General features: G+C 38.5%; 25 protein-coding genes and 1 riboswitch. Of the genes, 10 read left to right on the top strand and 15 right to left on the bottom strand.

The genetic code is table 11. The features are described 5' to 3' along the window. The first annotated feature begins 226 nt into the window (after positions 1 to 226). The 4 genes from ACIFOT_RS29525 to ACIFOT_RS29540 all read left to right on the top strand — a co-directional run bounded on the left by ACIFOT_RS29525 (position 227) and on the right by ACIFOT_RS29540 (position 3947). Complete coding sequence (locus ACIFOT_RS29525) at positions 227 to 433, top strand: YqgQ family protein (protein ID WP_430071707.1); 207 nt, start codon at positions 227 to 229, stop codon at positions 431 to 433. A 15-nt stretch (positions 434 to 448) separates the two neighbouring features. After that, on the top strand, positions 449 to 1423 hold the full coding sequence (locus tag ACIFOT_RS29530) for an ROK family glucokinase (protein ID WP_430071710.1): 975 nt from the start codon (positions 449 to 451) through the stop codon (positions 1421 to 1423). 99 nt (positions 1424 to 1522) lie between these two features. Beyond that, positions 1523 to 2710, top strand: coding sequence for a M14 family metallopeptidase (locus tag ACIFOT_RS29535; RefSeq protein ID WP_430071712.1), 1188 nt, complete (start codon positions 1523 to 1525; stop codon positions 2708 to 2710). 94 nt (positions 2711 to 2804) lie between these two features. Beyond that, positions 2805 to 3947: a hypothetical protein gene (locus ACIFOT_RS29540; RefSeq protein WP_430071715.1), complete on the top strand. Its 1143-nt coding sequence runs from the start codon at positions 2805 to 2807 to the stop codon at positions 3945 to 3947. Between the two features lie 33 nt (positions 3948 to 3980). Here the strand turns inward: ACIFOT_RS29540 and ACIFOT_RS29545 are convergent, their stop codons facing one another. Together ACIFOT_RS29545 and ACIFOT_RS29550 are read right to left on the bottom strand one after the other, a co-directional pair. Then, entirely contained in the window at positions 3981 to 4157 is a 177-nt protein-coding gene (locus tag ACIFOT_RS29545) for a DUF2759 domain-containing protein (RefSeq protein ID WP_430071717.1), read from the bottom strand. 106 nt (positions 4158 to 4263) lie between these two features. Continuing rightward, positions 4264 to 4740: a hypothetical protein gene (locus tag ACIFOT_RS29550; protein ID WP_430071720.1), complete on the bottom strand. Its 477-nt coding sequence runs from the start codon at positions 4738 to 4740 to the stop codon at positions 4264 to 4266. 94 nt (positions 4741 to 4834) lie between these two features. Here ACIFOT_RS29550 and ACIFOT_RS29555 point away from each other — a divergent pair, with 94 nt between their 5' ends. Both ACIFOT_RS29555 and ACIFOT_RS29560 read left to right on the top strand, forming a co-directional pair. Continuing rightward, on the top strand, positions 4835 to 5470 hold the full coding sequence (locus ACIFOT_RS29555) for an MBL fold metallo-hydrolase (RefSeq protein WP_430071829.1): 636 nt from the start codon (positions 4835 to 4837) through the stop codon (positions 5468 to 5470). Positions 5471 to 5707: 237 nt separating this feature from the next. Further along, positions 5708 to 6799, top strand: coding sequence for a class I SAM-dependent methyltransferase (locus tag ACIFOT_RS29560; RefSeq protein WP_430071723.1), 1092 nt, complete (start codon positions 5708 to 5710; stop codon positions 6797 to 6799). 40 nt (positions 6800 to 6839) lie between these two features. Here the strand turns inward: ACIFOT_RS29560 and ACIFOT_RS29565 are convergent, their stop codons facing one another. The 11 genes from ACIFOT_RS29565 to ACIFOT_RS29615 all read right to left on the bottom strand — a co-directional run bounded on the left by ACIFOT_RS29565 (position 6840) and on the right by ACIFOT_RS29615 (position 14937). Beyond that, the gene (locus ACIFOT_RS29565) at positions 6840 to 7082 is read right to left on the bottom strand and encodes a DUF2626 domain-containing protein (RefSeq protein ID WP_430071726.1); all 243 of its coding nucleotides are present in this window, start codon (positions 7080 to 7082) and stop codon (positions 6840 to 6842) included. 82 nt (positions 7083 to 7164) lie between these two features. Beyond that, on the bottom strand, positions 7165 to 7863 hold the full coding sequence (locus tag ACIFOT_RS29570) for a helix-turn-helix transcriptional regulator (protein ID WP_430071728.1): 699 nt from the start codon (positions 7861 to 7863) through the stop codon (positions 7165 to 7167). Positions 7864 to 8094: 231 nt separating this feature from the next. Next, a complete protein-coding gene (locus tag ACIFOT_RS29575; protein ID WP_430071731.1) occupies positions 8095 to 8280 on the bottom strand; it encodes a YqzE family protein in 186 nt (61 codons plus the stop codon). Positions 8281 to 8340: 60 nt separating this feature from the next. Continuing rightward, the gene (gene comGG, locus ACIFOT_RS29580) at positions 8341 to 8724 is read right to left on the bottom strand and encodes a competence type IV pilus minor pilin ComGG (RefSeq protein WP_430071733.1); all 384 of its coding nucleotides are present in this window, start codon (positions 8722 to 8724) and stop codon (positions 8341 to 8343) included. Further along, complete coding sequence (comGF, locus tag ACIFOT_RS29585) at positions 8721 to 9194, bottom strand: competence type IV pilus minor pilin ComGF (protein WP_430071832.1); 474 nt, start codon at positions 9192 to 9194, stop codon at positions 8721 to 8723. The genes comGG and comGF overlap by 4 nt, the downstream gene beginning before the upstream one ends. A 266-nt stretch (positions 9195 to 9460) precedes the next feature. After that, positions 9461 to 9901, bottom strand: a complete 441-nt coding sequence (gene comGD / locus ACIFOT_RS29590; RefSeq protein WP_430071736.1) for a competence type IV pilus minor pilin ComGD — start codon at positions 9899 to 9901, stop codon at positions 9461 to 9463. Then, complete coding sequence (comGC, locus tag ACIFOT_RS29595) at positions 9898 to 10221, bottom strand: competence type IV pilus major pilin ComGC (protein WP_430071835.1); 324 nt, start codon at positions 10219 to 10221, stop codon at positions 9898 to 9900. Before comGC ends, comGD begins: the two co-directional genes overlap by 4 nt. Positions 10222 to 10233: 12 nt before the next feature. Further along, on the bottom strand, positions 10234 to 11265 hold the full coding sequence (comGB, locus tag ACIFOT_RS29600) for a competence type IV pilus assembly protein ComGB (RefSeq protein WP_430071738.1): 1032 nt from the start codon (positions 11263 to 11265) through the stop codon (positions 10234 to 10236). Then, on the bottom strand, positions 11252 to 12370 hold the full coding sequence (gene comGA / locus ACIFOT_RS29605; protein ID WP_430071742.1) for a competence type IV pilus ATPase ComGA: 1119 nt from the start codon (positions 12368 to 12370) through the stop codon (positions 11252 to 11254). The genes comGB and comGA overlap by 14 nt, the downstream gene beginning before the upstream one ends. Positions 12371 to 12479: 109 nt before the next feature. Then, the gene (locus tag ACIFOT_RS29610; RefSeq protein WP_430071745.1) at positions 12480 to 13271 is read right to left on the bottom strand and encodes a YqhG family protein; all 792 of its coding nucleotides are present in this window, start codon (positions 13269 to 13271) and stop codon (positions 12480 to 12482) included. Continuing rightward, positions 13249 to 14937, bottom strand: coding sequence for a DEAD/DEAH box helicase (locus tag ACIFOT_RS29615; RefSeq protein ID WP_430071748.1), 1689 nt, complete (start codon positions 14935 to 14937; stop codon positions 13249 to 13251). Before ACIFOT_RS29615 ends, ACIFOT_RS29610 begins: the two co-directional genes overlap by 23 nt. A 166-nt stretch (positions 14938 to 15103) precedes the next feature. Next, positions 15104 to 15192: riboswitch (glycine riboswitch) on the top strand. Between the two features lie 262 nt (positions 15193 to 15454). Here ACIFOT_RS29615 and gcvT point away from each other — a divergent pair. From gcvT to gcvPB, 3 genes are read left to right on the top strand one after another with little or no spacing between them, the layout of a single operon-like run. Beyond that, entirely contained in the window at positions 15455 to 16558 is a 1104-nt protein-coding gene (gene gcvT / locus ACIFOT_RS29620) for a glycine cleavage system aminomethyltransferase GcvT (RefSeq protein ID WP_430071751.1), read from the top strand. Between the two features lie 18 nt (positions 16559 to 16576). Next, positions 16577 to 17923 (top strand): aminomethyl-transferring glycine dehydrogenase subunit GcvPA, encoded by a 1347-nt coding sequence (gene gcvPA / locus ACIFOT_RS29625; protein WP_430071754.1) that lies wholly within the window; start codon positions 16577 to 16579, stop codon positions 17921 to 17923. Next, on the top strand, positions 17916 to 19376 hold the full coding sequence (gene gcvPB / locus ACIFOT_RS29630) for an aminomethyl-transferring glycine dehydrogenase subunit GcvPB (RefSeq protein WP_430071757.1): 1461 nt from the start codon (positions 17916 to 17918) through the stop codon (positions 19374 to 19376). Before gcvPA ends, gcvPB begins: the two co-directional genes overlap by 8 nt. Positions 19377 to 19567: 191 nt before the next feature. Here gcvPB and ACIFOT_RS29635 read toward each other — a convergent pair whose 3' ends face one another. Continuing rightward, the gene (locus tag ACIFOT_RS29635) at positions 19568 to 19951 is read right to left on the bottom strand and encodes a rhodanese-like domain-containing protein (RefSeq protein WP_430071760.1); all 384 of its coding nucleotides are present in this window, start codon (positions 19949 to 19951) and stop codon (positions 19568 to 19570) included. A gap of 194 nt (positions 19952 to 20145) precedes the next feature. On the opposite strand from ACIFOT_RS29635, the gene ACIFOT_RS29640 reads away from it, so the two are divergent. Beyond that, the gene (locus tag ACIFOT_RS29640) at positions 20146 to 20982 is read left to right on the top strand and encodes a lipoate--protein ligase family protein (protein WP_430071763.1); all 837 of its coding nucleotides are present in this window, start codon (positions 20146 to 20148) and stop codon (positions 20980 to 20982) included. Positions 20983 to 21052: 70 nt separating this feature from the next. Here ACIFOT_RS29640 and ACIFOT_RS29645 read toward each other — a convergent pair whose 3' ends face one another. Beyond that, complete coding sequence (locus tag ACIFOT_RS29645; RefSeq protein WP_430071766.1) at positions 21053 to 21532, bottom strand: SRPBCC family protein; 480 nt, start codon at positions 21530 to 21532, stop codon at positions 21053 to 21055. Positions 21533 to 21609 lie beyond the last annotated feature (77 nt).

The raw sequence follows: 21609 nt of genomic DNA on the forward strand, positions 1-21609 counted from the left end.
ACTCCTGCGGGAGTACGGGGAAGGGGAGACCCAGCAGGCGCCAAAGCGCCGAGGAGGCTCCCCGGCACGCCCGCGAACCGCAAGCGCCTGGAGCGTAAATCAACAACAAAGCCTATATTTAAATAAACCTTCGTTTAAAATATATTTCCTTGAGGAGAAATGTCGCTTACGGTATACTTTTTCTATAATATTATTTTCTCCATTTAATAAACTAAGGGGATTCTAGATGAAAACGGTTTATGAAATTCAACAATTTTTAAAGAGATTTGGAACGATTATTTATATCGGGGATAGAGTAGCAGACCTAGAACTCATGGAAGCGGAATTAACGGAGTTGTTTCAAGCCCAGTTAATCGAGCAAAGGGAATATCAAACAGCCCTTTTAATTTTAAGACAAGAAATACAATTTCAAAAAGAAAAAAGTCAATCATAAAGATAGGTGAGATAAATGTCAGGTCAGTGGATCGCAGGTGTTGATTTGGGTGGAACAACGACTAAAATTGCTTTTATATCAATGGATGGAGTTATCGTACATAAATGGGAAATTCCAACAGATAATTCGAACGAAGGTCAAAACATCACTTCCAATATTGCAAAATCAATCAATGAAAAACTGAATGAGCTTGAAGCCAACCTAGAACAATTAGTTGGAATCGGAATGGGAGCACCAGGTCCAGTAGATTATGAATCTGGAATCATTTTAAATGTTGTCAACCTTGGCTGGAAGGATAACTACCCGCTTAAAGAAAGCTTAGAGGCAGCAACTTCCTTGCCAGCAGTAATTGAAAATGATGCAAACTGTGCGGCATTAGGAGAAATGTGGCAGGGTGCAGGTAATGGAGCGAAGGACCTGGTTTGTGTCACCTTAGGAACAGGTGTTGGCGGAGGCGTCATTGCAAACGGAAATATTGTTCAAGGGGTTAACGGTGCTGCAGGAGAGATTGGTCATATTACCGCCATTCCATTTGGCGGGGCTCCTTGTAATTGTGGAAAAACAGGCTGTTTGGAGACCGTTGCCTCAGCAACTGGCATCGTTCGTTTGGCTAATGAAGCACTTTTAAAAGGCGAATCAAATGGAGAATTAGCTGAAAAGCATGCAGCAAATGGAAATATTACGGCAAAAGATGTTTTTGATTCTGCCCGAAATGGAGATTTATTGGCTAAAAAGGTATTAGAAGATGTTTCATTCCATTTAGGATTTGTTTTGGCAAATATAGCAAACACCCTTAATCCTGAAAAGATTGTTCTGGGCGGCGGTGTATCAAAAGCTGGTGATATTTTATTAAAGTCTGTCAGAGAAAACTTTGAAAAATATGCTTTCTCATCTGTAAAAGATTCTACTAAGCTAGCGGTTGCTACATTGGGAAATGATGCTGGAGTACTTGGAGCGGCATGGCTCATAAAAAATAAATTAAACCTATAAGATAATTTGGATTAAGCCTGCATATTTTGCAGGTTTTTTCTTTTGAAATCATTTTTTCTAATCTCTTTCATATGTTCATATAAAATGGAGGGAGATATTATGGAGATAATTGTACGCTCCGGAGATACCTTGTCATATTTGAGTAATTTGTTTATGGTACCGCTCGACCTCATAATCGATTCCAACCGGGGTGTTGACCCAGTTCATTTAAAAGTCTCTGAAAAAATACTTTTGCCGGGATTTATTTCTGTACCATATACCATTAAAAAAGAAGATACCTTTTGGAAAATAGCCCAATCTAAAAATTTAGCCTTTGATGCCATTCTTTTATTAAATCAAAACCTGGATTCTAAACAGTTAATAGTGGGTGAAACGATTTACTTGCCTGAAAGGATTACTAAACCCTATTTATCAGCAAAAGCAGGCTGCGATTATAAGAGTTTAGTTAAAATAATTAATCATTTTCAAAAGGTATACCCATTTATAAACGTTTCTGCAATTGGAAGCAGTGTACTTGGAAATTCGATTAAGGAAATCCGGATTGGAAAGGGTACTAAAAAAGTACATATGAATGCCTCTTTCCATGCGAATGAATGGATTACTACTATAGTGCTGATGCATCTGTTAAATCAGTATCTTCTTTCATTAACAAATGGAAGCTTAATGGGAGGAAGGAATACTCTTGAATTATATCAAAATGTTGAATTGTCTATCGTTCCAATGGTTAATCCTGATGGCGTGGATCTGGTTTTAAACGGAGCTCCTACTGGTTTAAGGGATGAAGTCATCAGCATTAATGAAGGTATTGATGATTTTATTCATTGGAAAGCAAATATTCGAGGCATTGATTTAAATAATCAATTTCCGGCTAACTGGGATATTTGTAAACAAAACAAGCGGCCCAAATCACCAGCGCCAAGGGACTATCCAGGCAATTTGCCGTTAACGGAACCAGAAGCCATAGCCATGGCTGATTTGGCAAAAAATAACCTATTTAATCGTGTATTAGCGTTCCATACCCAAGGTGAGGAATTTTATTGGGGCTATGAGGGCTTTGAACCTGCTGAATCAGAGACGATTGCTAAAGAATTTGAAAAAGTCAGCGGATACAAGGCGATTCGCTATGTAAATAGCCATGCAGGTTATAAGGACTGGTTTATCCAGGAGTTTAAACAGCCAGGTTTTACGTTGGAGTTAGGAAAGGGAATAAACCCCCTGCCGCTATCGCAATTTCCAGAAATATTGAAACGTACCGAAGCAATATTTTTAGCAGCCCTTTATTTATAAAATTAATAAGCTCAATACTTGTATTGTCCGTTTATTCTCATTAAAATTAATAACATTAATAAAAAAGCCGAAGAGAGATACAAGGAGGGGGAAGATGATTCAGTTAAAGCGAATAAAGTCCTATCAAAACCATACTTTGTTCATTATATTGATTGTGATGACCCTCCTTGTAAGTGCCTGCACGAATAAGGGCCCGCAGAAATCAAAAACTTCAGCCAAACCTAATAAGAGCCAAACTCCTACTACTGAGCAAAGAACAGAATGGAAGTTGCCAGTATCACCACCAGAAGGTGAATTTTACAAGTTTGCCGGGTGGTTCTCAGATACCGAAGTCCTCTATATAACAAACGTCGAGCAGACTTCCAATGTCTACCGATATCATTTATTAACAGGCAAAAGTGATTTAATTTATAAAAGTGAGCATCCAATCGTTACAGTTGAAATAAGTCCATCAAAAAATTATATATTGATTCATTCCTCTCCATCTTCGTATGAGGGCTTAGTAACAATAATCGATGCTAAGGGTACACAAAAACTAAATAAATCATTTTCATCCCATGAGTTAGAGTTTGATTGGAATCCTTATAACGAATCACAAATACTCGTTACCAAATTTGCTGAAGATTGGACTTTCTCAGTTTCATTACTAGACTTCGAAAATTCAAAAACAAAAGAGCTGTCCATACCACAGCCATTTATAAAATGGATGAATGAGAAGGAGATTGTTTTCTTAAATTGGGATGAAAATAATCCTGCTTTATTTGCTCCACTAATCAGGATGAACCTGGATAATAAAAGTGAGAAACCTATATTTCCATCAGCCATTCATTTTTCAACATTTCGCAATTTACTTATGACCATCACGGTGAATAAGCAGGATCAATCGAGGGCTGTCTATTCCTTCTATGACCAAAGGAATAAAGAAATATATTCATTCTCAATTCCGCAATTGACTAAGTTTTCTGATTGGCTAGTTCCTTTTTATGATTACAATGAGAGTAAAAGACAATTTATTACTCTCCAACCGCTGAGCAGTGGTGAAATTGATTCTTATTCGAGTGGTTTTCAATTAGCATTATATGATGTTAAAAAGGGGAGCAACAAAGTAATTATGGAGGGTTTAGATAACGAGCCCATCACTATTTCACCATCAGGCGACGCCTTGTTATTTGGAAACAGTTTTGAAAATATTATCGATTTAAAAGCAAAGAAAATATATAAGATGATAAAAGAATGACACAAAAAAAGACTGTCGAATGACAGTCTTTTTTTAATGTGTTCCAGTTGGGAAACCGTGTTCAACAATAGTCATAACGGTAAACCAGCCGAAAACAAGAAAGGATGCTACACCCCAAAATGCAGCTAGCATATTTTTATCCTTTAGTGACCTTAATCCTCCAAATGCAGCGAGCAAGGTAACAAGAGCAAAAATGATAACCAAACCCATGAGAAATCCCCCTTTATAAGTAATAAGCAGGCATGAAGCCTAAGTTTGAAAGAAAATTATGTAACAATATTATATACATTCGATACCTATTTTATATTTTTTTCTTTCATTTGTCGAGGGCAAAAGTGACAACAATCTGATATGCCCTGGCAATTTTCTGAATCAGTTCAATATTGTTCTTCTCAATAAAGAATAAGGCAGATCCATTTTCCATTGTTTCAAACACCAAATGCTCCTCAAATTGATACATCGCCATTTGAATGTCATTTTGATTTCCCCCGGTAATAAAGAAGGGAATAATATCAGACGCAAATAGACCGCAATGGTCTTCGTCAAATACAAGTGCATAATCCTCAAAAGTTGTGCTCTTTTTACCATTTGCCACAACGAGTATCGGGTGAATATGTTCAAAAAGAACAGCAACCTCTAATAATTCTTTAGCAAGGTTCGCCTCCTCATCTTTAAGGTAAATAAAAAAGTTTCCAACATTCCAATCAATGTTGGTCTCTTGAAATAACAAATCATGAAATTCTGGGAAATCAGCAATTTCAGAGTTAGCTTCGACTGCCAACGCTCTTATCATTTAAGTATCCCCCTTTTTAAGGCAATTCTTCCGCCTTCCTAATTAATAGTGTAAAATAATTGTATCTCAATTCCAATTTGGAGGAACAATGAAAATGAAATGGCAGCAAATACCCTTAGGAAGTATTCAGACCAATTGTTATATTGTTGAAAATTCGGATCGTAATTGTTTAATTTTCGACCCAGGCGGTGAAGGGAAAAAACTGATCAATGTATTAACAAAGAGAGGCTTAAAGCCTGCTGCAATCCTGCTTACCCATGCGCACTTTGACCATATTGGCGCAGTAAATGAAGTAAGAGATTTTTATAACATTCCCGTATATGTCCACAAACAAGAAGAAAAATGGCTCGGAGACCCTGGGCTAAATGGATCAGCTTTCTTTAGGCTAATTGAAGAAATTCGGGTAAATCCCGCCGACCATCTTATAAAAAATGAAGGCGTAATGAAAATCGATAATTTTGAGTTTACTGTTTTTCATACACCAGGTCATTCACCAGGAAGTGTTTCTTATTATTTTGAAAAAGACGGATTTGTCATCTCAGGCGATGCTTTATTTCAAGGCAGTATCGGTCGTACAGATCTTCCAGGGGGAAATCAGGACCAACTGCTAAAAAGTATTCATGACAAGCTCTTATCATTACCCGAAGAAACCTATGTATTATCCGGACATGGGCCAGCAACAACGATTGTTGATGAAATGGACGGTAATCCGTTTTTGAATGGCTTCTAACTAAAGAATTGTAAATAGTCATCGTTAATTTTGATAATCTGTTGAATGGAGCGAAGCGTCTGGAGCGCAAATCAACAGCCAAGTTTAACCTAAATAGAAAGACCCTTCTCCTTAGGAGAAGGGTCTTTCTGGGGGATGCTCTATTCATAATAATGGGAGGGGATATTGTTAAGCTACTAACTTTACAATATAATAAAGTTTTCACTATGTCAATAGTGTTAATTTAAAGGAGCAAAGATGGATACATATTTAAAGCATCTAATTTCTAATTCACCAAGTCGTCTTATATCCTTTGCTGACTATATAGGTGCAGCCCTTTATCATCCGCAATTCGGATATTATATGAAAGATAAACAAAAGATTGGGCGGCAAGGCGACTTTATTACCACGAGTAATATCTCAGATGTATATGGCAGATTAATCGCCAACTGGTTTTCGCGATTATGTAAGACAGCGATCATCGAACCTATATTTTGCGAAATTGGGGCAGGTAATGGCCGATTTGCTCAATCTTTTCTGAAGGAATGGCATGACACAATCAATACACCATTACAATACATCATTGTGGAAACAAGTCCCTTCCACCGAAACTTGCAAAAGGAATTATTAAAAAATTATCCATCGGTGATCCAAATAGAGAACTTGATGGAGCTTCAAGCCTTTGAAGGGGTGATTTTTTCCAATGAACTCTTTGATGCACTACCGGTCCACGTCATTGAAAAAAGGCATGGACAGTTATTCGAAGTTATGGTCGGTTATCAAAGTGAGGGTCTTGTAGAGCAAATGATACCTTTAGAAAATGAAGATATTCTCCGCTTTTTACAAGAAAGCGATATGATGCTGAGAGATAATCAACGGATGGAGATTCCCATAGTGATGGAAAAAATGTTGCAGAATATCTCGAATGTACTTACCAAAGGATTTGTTGTGACGGCGGATTATGGTTATACAAATGAAGAGTGGATGAACCCCCGGAGGGCTGAGGGAAGCTTGAGAGGATATCATCAACATAGGATGATAGATAATGTCCTAGAAAATCCAGGTGAAATGGATATTACCACGCATATCCATTTTGATTATCTTATCCAAAAAGGGGAACAAGTAAGTTTACAATTGTTAACAAAACTTAGGCAGGATGAATTTTTAGTTAAATCCGGTATTCTTAAGGAACTAGAAGACCATTATGACCCCAATCCTTTTTCAGAGGTTAGCAAAAGGAATAGGGCTATACGCAGTTTGATAATGCCATCGGGAATGAGTTCTTACTTTCATGTTATTATTCAACAAAAAGGTCTTCATATGAGTGAAAGTGAACTATTCTCCTTATAAAAAATAAAAACGCCGGTTTTAACGGCGTTTTTATTTTTTCTTATTCTCCTCCACCAAGTGGCATCATGAACGTTGTCCAATATGTAAAGCCAGCGAAGAAAATAGTTAAATATGCTCCGAAAACATACAAATACATACGCTCGGAAAGTTTAAGATAACTTAACAGAACGAAGAATCCTGTTTGGGCTAAGAAAAGCAGAGCTGTCTTATCCAAATCACCAAGATATAACATAACGGTGAAAATGCCCGTCCAGAAACCACAAACTCTGAACATGCGATCCATATGTATCCCTCCTTTTACCCTACGATACCATCATTACAATATTATAAAGAAAAGGAGGTGCAATGTAAATAATGGTTTCGAATTAGTTTGTAACAAATGCTTGATAAGAACAGGTTTCACAACCGGAAATCATATTTTCTCTTTCAATTAACTCTACCGATTCAAAAAGAGCTCCAAACATTCCTTTTAAAAATTCATGGTGCATACTGCAAACTGTTTCCGTATGCTCTTCAGCCACTTCTTTAAAAGGACAATTGAAAATTTGGAAGTATATTTTGGTTTTTTCACCATTTGCTTCAAATTCCGGATAGAAACCTGCGAGTGTTGCTGCACTCTTTAATATATTTAGCTTTTGCTCGAATTCTAATTCTTCACCAATTGATCTTTTTGCCATTTCCTGCTCAATAATTTCTGCACCAAAGCGTTTTCCTGTTAAGAAAAGGGCTTCTCTGCCAGCTTCCCCAAGGGAAATCATGGTTTGAATCGCCACCTTCGAAAGGAGCATATAGTCCCGGTATGGAAAATGCAGCTGAATGACATCATCAGATAAGCGATATAATCTGCTTGGTCTGCCGCCTTTGCCCGTTTTTTTTGTTTCAGATGCCAACATGTTTACATCTTCAAGCTTTGATAAATGCAACCTTGCCACATTTGGATGAATATTAAAATTATCCGCTACTTCTTGGACAGTTACTTCTTGATGACGTTTCGTAATGTATTGATAAATGTAGTACCGCGTTGGATCTGACAAAACGTTTGTAATCTTTAAAGTTTGTTCCATCTCTTGTTCACCTCGGACCCCCATAATTTATTCCATTATAATACAGCAATAATAAACAGGGAATGAGGTTAACAAGGTAAACACTATATGTTTAGAAAATGTTCACAATTATGGACTTTATATTGTAACAATATAGATATTTGGGTTGAATTTGAAGGGGAAGGTATAAAGTCAATGTGATTTTATTGGAATGCTTGGTAAAAAAGAGAAGCGGTCATGAACGACCGCTTCTTACATTTTCCTTCTTTTCTTAACTTCGGAGTATAGGATATAAGGGAGAATTCCAAACCATCGATACCAAAAGGAAGCCCTTCCGTCTTTACGCTCTTGACGTATACGTTGCCTTTCCTCTTTTGGCTGGTCTGCATATTTAACAATGGTTTGTGTCATATATTTTACATAATCATTCGTTTTCATGGACACACCTGCCTTTTTGTACACATATAAGTATGTCCAAGATTTATTTTTTCAAACAAATTAATTCATTTCTATCCATTTTATTAACTTTTTTGTTCTCGTCTCAAAATATCCTATCCCATATGCAGTTTCTCCAGAGTATAGGGTAAGCGTAAAATTGACCTTTTGAACATACCCTGCTGGCGTTTCGGCCTGATATCCCATATTGCCCTTTTGATAAACGAGCGTTCCTTTTAAAGGAATCGCTCCGACAGATTGGAACAGATTCTCCATTTTTTTCACAGCTGAAAGGAAATAATATTCTTCCTGCAGGATTGTGCCCGTTTCATGAACCATTTTTCTTTCGGTTAGTAATTGTTCAACATGGATTGAGAAAAAAATAAGAAAAAGGATGAGCAGGCAAAGTGTTAAAGGATAAGTAAATCCACTTTGACTATTTTTCATGGAGCCGCATTCCAAGTTACTAAGGAATAAGCAATCACCGAATAATCTTTTCCTGAAAGATCCTTAACCGTTACTTTTACCGAATTGTTTTGGATGGTAAAGGAATACTGAGCTACATTTTGCAGAAGAATTTCATGTCCGGTGGAATTGACCCTCCTGCGCAGATCGGAGTCATATTTCTCATACTGAATCGTATCTGCGTCCTTTGTCAGGATTAATCGGCCAGAAATTACTTGGGCCTTTGTGGACAATCGGATTTCTTTTTTTATCTGACTGCAAAAAACTTCCCACTCCATTGTTTGTAATTCTGCTTTCGAATCGTTACTGTTAAGCAAAATTTGAAAAATAGGCATCATAAAAAAAGCAAGGACAGAAAAGATGGAAAGGGCAATGAGCACTTCGATGAGCGTAAAAGCTTTATCATTCAAGTTGGCTGCATATTTCGGTTTGTTTATGGAGTGAACTGTCATCAACTCTTACGCACACCTCCTTGGACTTGCTGTTTTCAGTCCAATTGATTTGGTACTCAATGCTATTGTGATTAATTGAATAATTTACAAAAACTGGATTATCGACTAATTTTGCTTGTAGTTCCTCAAACATGATTTGCCTGGCCTTTTTTTCAATTTCCAGTGTTCTAGATTGAGCTCTTATATCAATGAATAACGGTATAAAAAACAGACAAATCATTAAAAGGGCTGAAAGCGATAATAATAGTTCCAGCAAAAAAAATCCATTATTGTTCCGTAACATAAAACCGTCCCTTTCCAATCAAAACGGTCATGACATAATCATTTTTTTGAGTGTGGATCACGAAGGAACCAAATTTATTTACATTTCCGTCTGGAAGGAATTTGAAATATAAAGGGAGAGTTCCTTTCGTAAGATAAATGTTGTTTGAATATGTTCTCTCAACTATGGGCGGGATCTCGGTCCGCAAAAACATAGAATACTCATACCCACTTGGGATAAAAACTACCGAAACCTCATGTTGATGGGAGATGGCATAGTTCTGAGCATAATATAAGTCTGCCTTCAATTGGGTAAAAAACGCCGCCTCTTCTAATACAGCCTGCTGTGGTTTTAAAGAAATGGTTGTAATTAAGGAAAGGATCATAAAGATGGAGAGAACGACCAAGGACTCAGCTAATGTAAATCCTCTTTGGTTGTTCATCATGATGAGGCAACTGAAACATTTCCTTCTGCATCGATGACAACATTCTTGCCGTTAGGACAGCCTTGAACTTCTTTTAAATATCCTGCTGTTTCCAGTTTTGCAAGGGTAGGAACTTCGTTATGTTCCATTTCGTATGCCTGAACCTGGGCTTGAACCATTTTTACATAAGCTTCACAGCCTTTGTTATTGATATTCGAATTATGTTTTGTGACATTCGGAATCGTAATCATTAATATTACTGATATGACGAGCATAACAATCATCATTTCGATTAAGGTAAATCCCTTTTCGTTTTTTATTTTTTTAATGACCATTTTCATAACCTCCATTTGTTAAATTCCATCCATTAGATGAAACATTGGTAATAAAATTGACAGATACATTGACACAACAAGTAGTCCAATAAATAAGTAAAGAATTGGTTGAATGGTTTTTAAGCTTTTTTCAATTATTTCCTCCATGTTGGACACGCAATGCTTGCTGAAAAAAAGCAACTCCTGTTCTAATTTTCCATTTTCTTGGCCATGTTTCACAATCATTGGAAATTCTTTTTCAAAAAACGAAAAAGTGGCAATAATCGTCTCTAATTTTTCTCCGGTAACAAGCTTTAATTTAATCGTTTTACCGAGCTCGCTATAAAAGGGCTGTTTTTCATTTTGTTCAAAAAGTATAAGAGCTTCTGAAACTGAGATTCCGCCGGATAAAAGGAAACTTAATTGAATGGAAAAGTAGTGGGTAAACAGCAATTTGAGGATTCTGCCAGCAATAGGAATCTGAACAAGAAGTTTCCGTTGTTTTAGGATAGAGTACTTTCGGAAGATGAAGAAGTAGTAGATTGCTGTTAGGAATAATAGGACGAGCAATGTCTCAATAAAGACAGGGAAATAATGGTCAAAGGTGTAGATAACCTTTGTAAAGAAATTCTCTTCAAGGCCAAGTGATGTAAACAGGGTTGTAAATCTTGGAAGTAGGGTATTCTCTACAAACACAAAGAGAAACCCAGTAATCAAGATTAAGACAAAAGGATATTGAAGTAGTGTTATCAACTTATGTAAATCCTTATTCTTTAATTGTGCAAGACTGCTTCCTTCAAGCAGGGCTTCCGCGAAGCTTCCATGCTGTTCAGCAAAATAAACATAACCAATTAAGTCTTTGTGAAATCCTAGTTTGTCCAGTGCATCATGAAAAGGCAAACCTCTTTTTAACTCTACTAAACAATCATATAATTCCTCCTTTCTAGACTTAGGTAAATGTAATGATATGGACTCAATTGCAGCTGCAATTGGATACCCCCTGGCTAAAAGTTCACCGATTCTCTTTAAAAAGGCGGCTTGTTCGTTAACTGACCATTTACGTTTTTTCATGATCGTATACCAGCCGGTCATATTCAGATTCTTGTATATAACCAAGGGCAATGCCCTTTTTAATCACATCTTTAATTGTCCGATAATGTGTTTCAATACTCTCACCTTTTGCCGCTTTCATGGTATTGCTTAAATTTCTTCCTGATAACAGTTCAAACACGCTGGCTCTTTTCCATCTTCCATCTGTATAACATAATGGGGAACAATCTCCCTCACAATAGGGGCAGGTTAGCTCAACTAATCTTTGCCCGGTTATGGCAATTAATGTTTGCTCCACCTCTAACCAATTGACACCGAATTCTCTGAGGCGGTAAACCGCACCTCTGGCATCCCTTGTATGCATCGTGCTGAGAACCAAATGCCCAGTGAGTGCTGCTCTTACGGCAATTTTAGCTGTTTCGGCATCCCTGATTTCACCAACCATGATAATATCAGGGTCATGACGAAGAATGGCCTTTAAACCGGCTGCATAAGTGACGCCGGCTTTTTCATTGACCTGTACCTGCAGAACGGAGTCGTAGTTTTTTTCTATTGGGTCTTCAAGGGTGATGACATTGCGATGAAATAGGTGGGCAGTTTCATTCAAAAGGGAGTAAAGTGTGGTCGTTTTGCCGCTGCCAGTTGGACCTGTGAAAATAATTAATCCATGAGCATGTTTGAGAAGTGCTAGCAGTTTTCTAGTCATAGAAGGGAAGAGTGAGAGCTGATGAAAAGGAATTTGTTCCTGCTGGGGTAATAGCCTGATCACAAGACTTTCTCTGTTGTTAGATGGAAGAGTGGAAAGTCTAAGGCCCATTAATTTTCCGTCGACCTCGCAAAAAATGGCTCCGCTTTGCGGGCGTCTTCTTTCTCCGATATCCATATTGGCTGTAAATTTAAAGTGTGAAATTAATCTGTCGCATTCTTCTTTTGGAAGTGATAATCGGGGAATGAGCTTGTTAGTTAAACGAATCTGGACAAGAGTGTCTTTCTTCCGTGGAATAATATGTATATCTGTCGCCTGGTTTCGGGCTGCATCTGTGATGATCCTGTTTGCTAAAATTTCAATTGAGCTAACAATGGGTAACACCACCTTTTTATTTTGTCTTTGCAAATATTTCGACATGGTTCTCTCTTTTCCTTCTAAAATTTTTAAAAAAAAAATTTTTTTGTAAAAATATTTAAATAGGGTGTCAGGCATGTGAAATTTTCACATGGTGCCTGACACCCCAGGATTAAATTGCTTTTTCAGTTAAGTAGAAAAGCCCGCCGTTGATGAATGAAATGTTTATTTTTGGTTCGTATTGCTCCTTTAATGCCTGTTTTTCTGTTTCGTAGCTTTCATTTTCTTCTTCGGCATCTTCATAGAAGTGGTCTAAAAGACGTAAATCCTTTTCCCAGCGTTTTTTCGCGTCATCGGCCCAGGAATGGTCATCATCCTCAATCATCGCTTTAAGGTAATTTTCGATTCTTGACATCCCACTTTTCGGCTTTACTAATGGTGATAGTGTAAAGGAGTAATCCGGTATTTTAGGGGTCAGCGGAATTTTCTGCAGTCTGTCATGGAAATCCTCCACCATCTGCCCATTTATCAGCTGCAAACCAATAGACTTAAAAATATCTCGTTTCCGATCACATTGATAAGAAATTTTAACATTCATACAGAGCCAAGGCATCAAAGGTGTTTGGCTGCTGCCATATTGATGGTTTTCATAAAGCCGAATATAACTGGCCAAATTTTTCGTCGATTCAAATATTTGATGGAGCCGAGGGGAGCCGAAATGAATAATCTCCCCTCTCATATTCTCAGGGGCCGCTTTTTGATTAGTAATAAACGTCAGCTTCATCGGATTCGGAATTCCGCCCGTTTTTTCTAAATAATGCCAGTAAAAAGGGCGGTTCATTAAAGCTTTATCAAGTTCAATTGTAAGCTGAACGGTTAAATACCCCGGCTTATTCTCGACAATCGGACAATCATTTGCTTTAAAATAGTTCAAAAGAAAGCTATGAATTTCCTGCTGCTGCATGTGAATCTCCTTTCTTCATACTTTCTGCAAATTCGATCATTGATGATAAATTTTCCATTTTGATGCGCATTTCACCTTCTGATGCGGACTGTCCAAAAATATCAATTAAATGATCCTCAATATTGCCGAATTCCAGTTTCGTGAGAATATCATCGAGCTCGCCGATAACCTTCTCAAACAAATGAATTTTTTCATACAATAGCTTGAGAATATGCTCTTCGACCGTGTTCTTTATCGCAAAATTATAAATCATAACATCCTTTTCCTGCCCAAGGCGATGAATCCGTCCAATCCGCTGCTCCAGTTTCATCGGGTTCCAAGGCAAATCAAAGTTAATGATATGATTACAGAACTGCAGATTAATTCCTTCGCCGCCTGCTTCCGTTGCAATTAACACCTGGGCGTGCTTTTGAAATAATTCACGCATCCAGTCTTTTTTACCGCGCTTAAACCCGCCGCGAAAAGGGACTGAGGAGATTCCATGCTGCTTTAAATACCATTGCAAATACAACTGGGTTGCCCTGTATTCCGTAAAAATAATGACTTTGTCATTCACTTTTTGAATTAACTCGAGTGCTTTTTCTGCCTTCGAATTTTGCTGAACAGCTTCCACCTTTTTAATTAAATACTGGATTTGTTCTTCAAAGGCCTGTGAAGGATTTTCCTTTTTCTGCAGCATGTTTTTAAGCGTATAAAAAACAGCTTCTCTGCTGCTGCAAGCTTCCCGCTGTAGGGTCATGACCGAGAAAGCACTTGTCTGGACCCAGTCACCTTCGCTTTTTAGGTCTGTAATCGACATATACAGTTCTTTTTCCGGTTGTGTAAATTCGATGGGAATTGTTTCAACATGTCGTTTCGTCCATTCAATTCCCGTATCGGCACGGCGGTTCCGAATCATAACTTTATTGACCAGTTCTTTTAAATGCTCATCATCATTTAAGGAACGGGAATCGCGTTTGTATTTTTCGTAGAATGCGGTTTCGCTGCCCAAATGACCTGGCTTAAGGAGTGAAACAAGGTTAAAAATTTCCTCGATTCTATTTTGAATCGGAGTGGCGGTCAACAATAAACAAAATTTCTTTTTTAAATTCTGAACAAATTCATAGTTTTTCGTTTTATTATTTTTCAATTTATGGGCTTCATCGATAATGATGAGGTCATAATCCTGCTGGTAAATAATGTCCCGATGCGGATTTCGCTTCGCTGTATCAATCGAGGAAACCACCACATCGCACTGTTCCCATACATAGCTTTTCCTTTGGGTGATGGCAGGAATAAAAAACTTGCTATTCAGTTCAATAGCCCATTGGGTAACTAATGAAGCGGGAACAAGGATCAATACTTTTTTTACCAGTCCTCGAATCATGTATTCTTTTAAAATCAACCCGGCTTCAATCGTTTTCCCAAGTCCGACTTCATCGGCAAGAATTGCTTTTCCATTCATGTTTTCGATAACTTGCTTAGCGGTTTCAAGCTGGTGAGGCAGTGGTGTTAAATTAGCCAGATGATTCGGTGCCTGAAGGCCCTCGAATTCAGGAATGACAAGGTGTTTTTCAACCCCAATAGCCAGTTTAAAAAGCTCCCAATTTCCCCATGGACCATCGTTGTCAATTCTATGCAAAAAATCATCCTGCCATGAGGAATCAAATTCAATTTCGACAGACATCGTTTCAGCTCCTGTTCCTGCAAAAGTTCCTTACAAAAGTTATTGCTCAATGTAATGTTTTAATGGTAGGATGATAATAGCTTTGAAAGTTTTAAATATTTTAATAAGGTAATTTATTTTAGAAGTATAATTAGTATGACCAAATTGGAAAATATTATAAATGCGAATGATAACAAGGGGAGAGACTACCTTTGTAGCGCCGAAGGAGCAAGCAGTCCATGTGAATCTCTCAGGCAAAAGAACTCTTGTTTGACGCGGCTCTGGAGAGTGCTGTATAAATTTGGGCAGCCACCAAAGGGGAAAGCCATTCCAGGTTAAACTTTCAGGTGCAAGGACAGAGACCTTCTTACGTTTAAAGGGAGGTTTCTGTCCTTTTTTATGTTTTCCTTTGTCAAAATACTTTTTTAAATGCGAAATCAGAATAATATTTTTCCTGATTTTGTTAATGGGTTAATCTCTGTTAAAGAGTCAATTTTTACGAATAATGAACATGTAAAAGATTGAAGGGGGATTTTAGATGACTGAATTGAAACGTACTCCACTGATTGACGTTTATAAGGAATACGGCGGGAAAACGATTGATTTCGGTGGCTGGGAGCTGCCTATCCAGTTTTCAAGCATTAAGGAAGAGCATGAAGCCGTAAGGACAAGAGCTGGATTATTCGATGTTTCCCATATGGGGGAAGTAGAAGTAAAAGGTGCTGACAGCTTAAATTATTTACAAAAAATGATGACAAACGATATTTCAAAAATTAAAAACGGCGGCGCCCAGTACACAGCAATGTGCTATGAAAACGGCGGTACTGTTGATGATCTGCTCGTTTATAAAATCGAAGATAATCACTATTTATTGGTTGTGAATGCATCCAATATTGAAAAGGATTATAAATGGCTTGCAGATCATTTAGAGGGCGATGTCAGCATTGAAAACCTTTCTGAAAAAACGGCACAGCTCGCCGTTCAGGGACCTCTAGCTGAAAAGGTACTGCAAAAGCTTACGGATACTGATTTAAGTGGAATTGGCTTTTTCAAATTCCAGCAGGAAGTGCTCATAAATGGAAAAAAGGCACTAGTATCTAGAACCGGATATACTGGTGAGGATGGCTTTGAGGTATATTGTGATTCTGCAGAAGCCGCAATGCTTTGGAAAGAAATTTTAAAAGCAGGAGAAGAAGAGGGGATACTCCCATGCGGATTAGGCGCACGCGATACTCTTCGTTTCGAAGCGGTATTAGCACTCTATGGCCAAGAGTTATCAGCGGAAATTTCTCCACTGGAAGCCGGTATTGGGTTTGCGGTGAAATTAAATAAAGAAGTAGATTTCATCGGGAAAGAAGCTTTAAAGCAGCAAAAAGAAAGCGGCCTCCCACGAAAATTGGTTGGTATCGAAATGATTGACCGAGGAATTCCTCGTCACGGCTATCCAGTCTATAAAGGTGAAGAATTAATCGGAGAGGTTACGACTGGAACTCAGTCTCCAACCTTAAAGAAGAATATCGGTCTTGCCCTAATTAAGACAGAATTTGCTGGTCTTGAATCAGAGGTAGAAGTGGAAATTCGCGGTAAACGCCTGAAAGCAACAGTAGTTCCAACACCTTTTTATAAAAGAGAAAAGAAATAACAGAAGGGAGCTAGTTTTATGAAACATCGTTATTTACCAATGACTGAACAAGATAAGAAGGCTATGCTTGAAACGATTGGTGTTTCCTCCATTGATGAGCTGTTTAGTGATATCCCTGAAAAAGTGAGATTTAAAGGTGAATATAATATAAAAGCAGCAAAATCAGAAACGGCATTAATGAAAGAACTTTTTAACATGGCAAGCCGTAATGCAGACCTAAAAAGAAATGTTTCTTTCTTAGGTGCCGGAGTTTATGACCATTACATGCCTGTAATTGTAGACCATGTCATTTCTAGGTCAGAATTCTATACAGCCTATACACCATATCAGCCAGAGATTTCACAGGGTGAACTCCAAGCCATTTTTGAATTCCAAACGATGATTTGTGAATTAACAGGAATGGATGTTGCTAACTCTTCAATGTATGATGGTGGAACTGCTCTTGCTGAAGCAGCGATGCTAAGTGCGGGTCATACAAAGCGCAAGACGATTGTTGTATCAAGTGCGGTACATCCAGAGTCCCGTGAAGTATTAAAGACTTACGCAAAGGGTCAATATCTTGACGTAGTAGAAGTTCCTTTAAAAGACGGTGTCACTGATGTTGAGGCTTTAAAAGGATTAGTGAATTCCGATGTTGCTGCTGTTATCGTTCAATATCCGAACTTTTTCGGAAGAATCGAACCTATGACAGAACTGGAAGAAATCATTCATGAACATAAAGCGTTGTTTGTTGTTTCAAGCAATCCATTATCACTTGGAGTATTGACACCACCTGGGAAATTCGGTGCTGATATCGTGATTGGTGATGCACAGCCGTTCGGAATTCCAACTGCCTTTGGTGGACCACACTGCGGATTTTTCGCTGTAACCACTAAATTAATGCGTAAAGTACCTGGTCGTCTTGTTGGACAGACAACCGATGACCAAGGCCGCCGCGGTTTTGTATTAACCCTTCAGGCACGTGAACAGCATATCCGTCGTGATAAAGCAACTTCTAACATTTGTTCTAACCAAGCGCTGAATGCACTTGCTGCGTCAGTTGCCATGACGGCTCTTGGTAAAAAAGGCGTTCGAGAAATGGCTGCAGCCAATTTACAGAAGGCGCATTATGCGAAAAATGCCTTTAAAGAAGCAGGGCTTGAAGTTATTTATGATGGCCATTCATTTAACGAATTTGTGGTCAAATTAAATAATCCTGTTAAAGAAGTCAATCAACAGCTCTTACAAAAAGGAATCATTGGCGGTTATGATTTAGGCCGTGATTATCCTGAGTTGTCTAACCATATGCTTATTGCGGTTACGGAGCAAAGAACGAAGGAAGAAATAGATACACTAGTGAAAGAATTGGGGGATTTGCATGCATAATCAAGATCAAGCGCTCATTTTTGAACTAAGCACACTTGGCCGAATTGGATACAGCCTGCCGGAAATGGATGTTCCGGAAGCAGATCTAAATGGCCTTCTCCCAGAAGGATATTTACGTGTTGATGAACCAGAGCTTCCTGAAGTATCTGAGCTTGATATCATGCGCCATTATACTGCTTTATCAAGAAGAAATCACGGGGTAGATTCCGGCTTTTATCCGCTTGGCTCCTGTACAATGAAATATAATCCAAAAATCAATGAAAATGTTGCCCGCTTTAATGGTTTTGCCCATGTGCATCCATTGCAGGACGAAAGCTCTGTCCAAGGCGCTCTAGAGCTTTTATATGACTTGCAGGAACATTTAATTGAAATTACCGGAATGGACGAAGTAACCCTTCAGCCGGCTGCAGGTGCCCATGGTGAATGGACAGGATTAATGATGATCCGTGCTTATCATGAAGCAAATGGCGACTTGAAGCGTACCAAAGTAATCGTTCCTGACTCAGCGCACGGAACGAACCCAGCATCTGCAACAGTTGCAGGTCTTGAAACCATCACAGTTAAATCGAATGATAATGGTCTTGTTGACCTTGAGGATTTAAGAAGAGTAGTTGGTGAAGATACGGCAGCTTTAATGTTGACCAACCCAAATACATTAGGCCTATTTGAAGAAAATATCCTTGAAATGGCTGAGATTGTGCACGAAGCTGGTGGTAAGCTTTATTATGACGGTGCCAACTTAAATGCGGTTTTATCTAAGGCTAGACCTGGAGATATGGGCTTTGACGTCGTTCACTTAAATCTTCATAAGACTTTTACCGGCCCTCATGGAGGCGGCGGCCCAGGTTCTGGTCCTGTTGGGGTTAAGGCTGACCTAATTCCATTCCTGCCAAAACCTGTAATCGCGAAACGCGGTGAAGAGTATGTATTAGATTATGACCGTCCACAATCAATCGGACGTGTAAAGCCATATTACGGAAACTTCGGCATCAACGTTCGCGCCTATACTTATATCCGTTCAATGGGTCCAGACGGCTTAAAGGCGGTAACAGAATATGCAGTTTTGAATGCGAACTATATGATGAGAAGGCTTGCTGAATATTATGATCTTCCGTTTGATAGACATTGTAAACATGAATTTGTCTTAAGCGGCCGTCGTCAGAAAAAATTAGGCGTGCGTACTCTTGATATCGCGAAGCGATTGCTTGATTTCGGCTACCATCCGCCAACCATTTACTTCCCGTTAAATGTGGAAGAGTGTATTATGATTGAGCCGACTGAAACCGAATCAAAGGAAACCTTGGATTCATTCGTTGATATCATGATCCAAATTGCCAAAGAGGCAGAAGAAAATCCAGAGGTTGTTCAAGAGGCACCGCATACGACTGTGGTCGGCCGCATGGACGAAACTACTGCAGCGCGTAAACCAGTATTGAAATATCAAAAGGCATAATAAGTTTAGGGATGATTCGTTTGAGAATCATCCCTTTTTATTGGAAAAAAATGTTTGAATGTCCAAAGCAGTGATAAAAATGTCCAAACACTTCTTAAAAATGTCCGAAGTGGTTTAAAAATGTCTAAAACCCATAAAAAATTGTCCATTCATAAAAAAAGGAACCGGAAACTAATTCCGGAACCTCAAATTTATTTCTTCGCTTTTACTTTTCCAGACCATTTTTTAAATCCACCTTGGAGCTGAGTTAAATCTTTATAGCCTTTGCGGTGTAAAAATTGGGCTGCACGGGCGCTGCGCATGCCGCTTTGACAATAAAGATAAACAGGCATGTCAGAGCGAATTTCTTTCATGCGCATTCTCATTTGTGACATTGGAATATTACGTGCGCCTAGAATATGACCGCCTTCGAACTCGTTCGGTTCACGAACATCTATTAGCTGTGCCTTCCGATAACCTGCACGAAAATCTTCTTCAGTTATCGTTTTGACAATCCTTTTTTGGTAGAAATACGTGAAAACGGTGTAAATAATAACTGCTGCGATAACGATTAATAAGAAATAAAGTGAATTCAATTCCTTTTTGCTCCTTTCAAGCTTTGCTGCACTAGTATTTATTATATAAGCCAAACTCGGAAAGATAAAGATGAATGGAAAAAAATCTTTAAAGAGTGCCTAAAAATATTATAGCAGAATCATCTCATTTTGAATTCCTATCAGATTTTGGTAGACTTAATATCGAAATAATTTTACAAAAATGAGGTTTTTGCATGGAAAAAGAAGTTTGGCGTTTTATTGATACGGGAAATAGTTCACCATCCTTTAATATGGCATTAGATGAGGCACTTCTTGACTGGCACAGCGAAGGGAAAATCCCGCCGGTCATTCGCTTCTATGGCTGGAATCCGCCAACGCTATCTGTTGGTTATTTTCAAAAAGTAGAAAAAGAAATCGATATGGAGGCAGTGAAGGCACATCAGTTAGGCTTTGTCAGAAGACCAACCGGCGGACGCGGCGTCCTTCATGAGCATGAGCTTACATATAGTGTAATCGTATCAGAAGACCATCCAGAGATGCCGAAAACGGTCACAGAGGCTTATCGGGTGATTTCAGAAGGTATTTTAAAAGGATTTCAACATTTAGGGTTAGAAGCCTATTTTGCTGTTCCGAAAACAGCAGAAGAACGAGATGCCTTGAAAAATCCCCGCTCGGCAGTCTGCTTTGACGCCCCGAGCTGGTATGAACTGGTGGTTGAAGGCCGTAAGGTAGCTGGCAGTGCACAAACTAGACAAAAGGGAGTCATTCTCCAGCATGGTTCGATATTATTAGATTTAGATGAAGATAAGCTGTTTAGCTTATTCAAGTATCCGAATGACCGTGTAAAGGAACGGATGAAGAAGGCTTTCAAAGATAAGGCCGTCGCGATTAATGCGATTAGTCCAAGAAAAATAACGCTAGAAGAGGCCAAGGAGGCTTTTTATAAAGGCTTTGCCGAAGGACTGAATATTGAGCTTGAACCATATCAGTTAACAGAAGAAGAGCTTGCCTATGTTGAAAAAATTGCAAAAGAACGCTATGAGAATGATGAGTGGAATTATAAACGATAAAAATCACTTATTGAGATAACCACAAAAATAAAGGCGAACCTACTTTTAATTTGGTTCGCTTTTACATTTATTAATGTGCAATTTTCTCGACTGACTCTGAATATTTATCATACCATTTCTGCCACTCATCTTTTCGAGATTCAATAGTCCGTCCATCGAGCAGGGCATGGATGACATCTAAGCATACATGCCATCCGGCAAGGTCCCGTGGTGTATGGGCGGTAATCTTAGTTAATTTTTCATTTAAGACTAACTTACAGCCCTCATTCTCAGGATAAAGTTCAAACCGAACTAGATCCTCTGCCCAAGTATATTCCAATATCGATTGCATTTTTAGCTCTGTAATCTTCATCTCGATAAAAGTGCCATCGCCCATATTAAATTTAATGACTCCGCCCTCACGAAGCTCATCTACTCGAAGCTCTGGGAACCATTTTGGCAGTTTGTCATTATCGGTTAAATATGACCATACATCTTCCACCGAATGGTTTAAATGACGTTCAAAATTTGCTATATAGCCGTTTCCGTCCTTTTTTATTTCAGCCAGCATTTTTAGCCCTCCCAAAAATCTATTGCTTTATAATATCATTTTGGACCACGCAAATAAATTTGTATGCCTGTATTTGG

Source organism: Neobacillus sp. NRS-1170 (genome assembly GCF_050468025.1).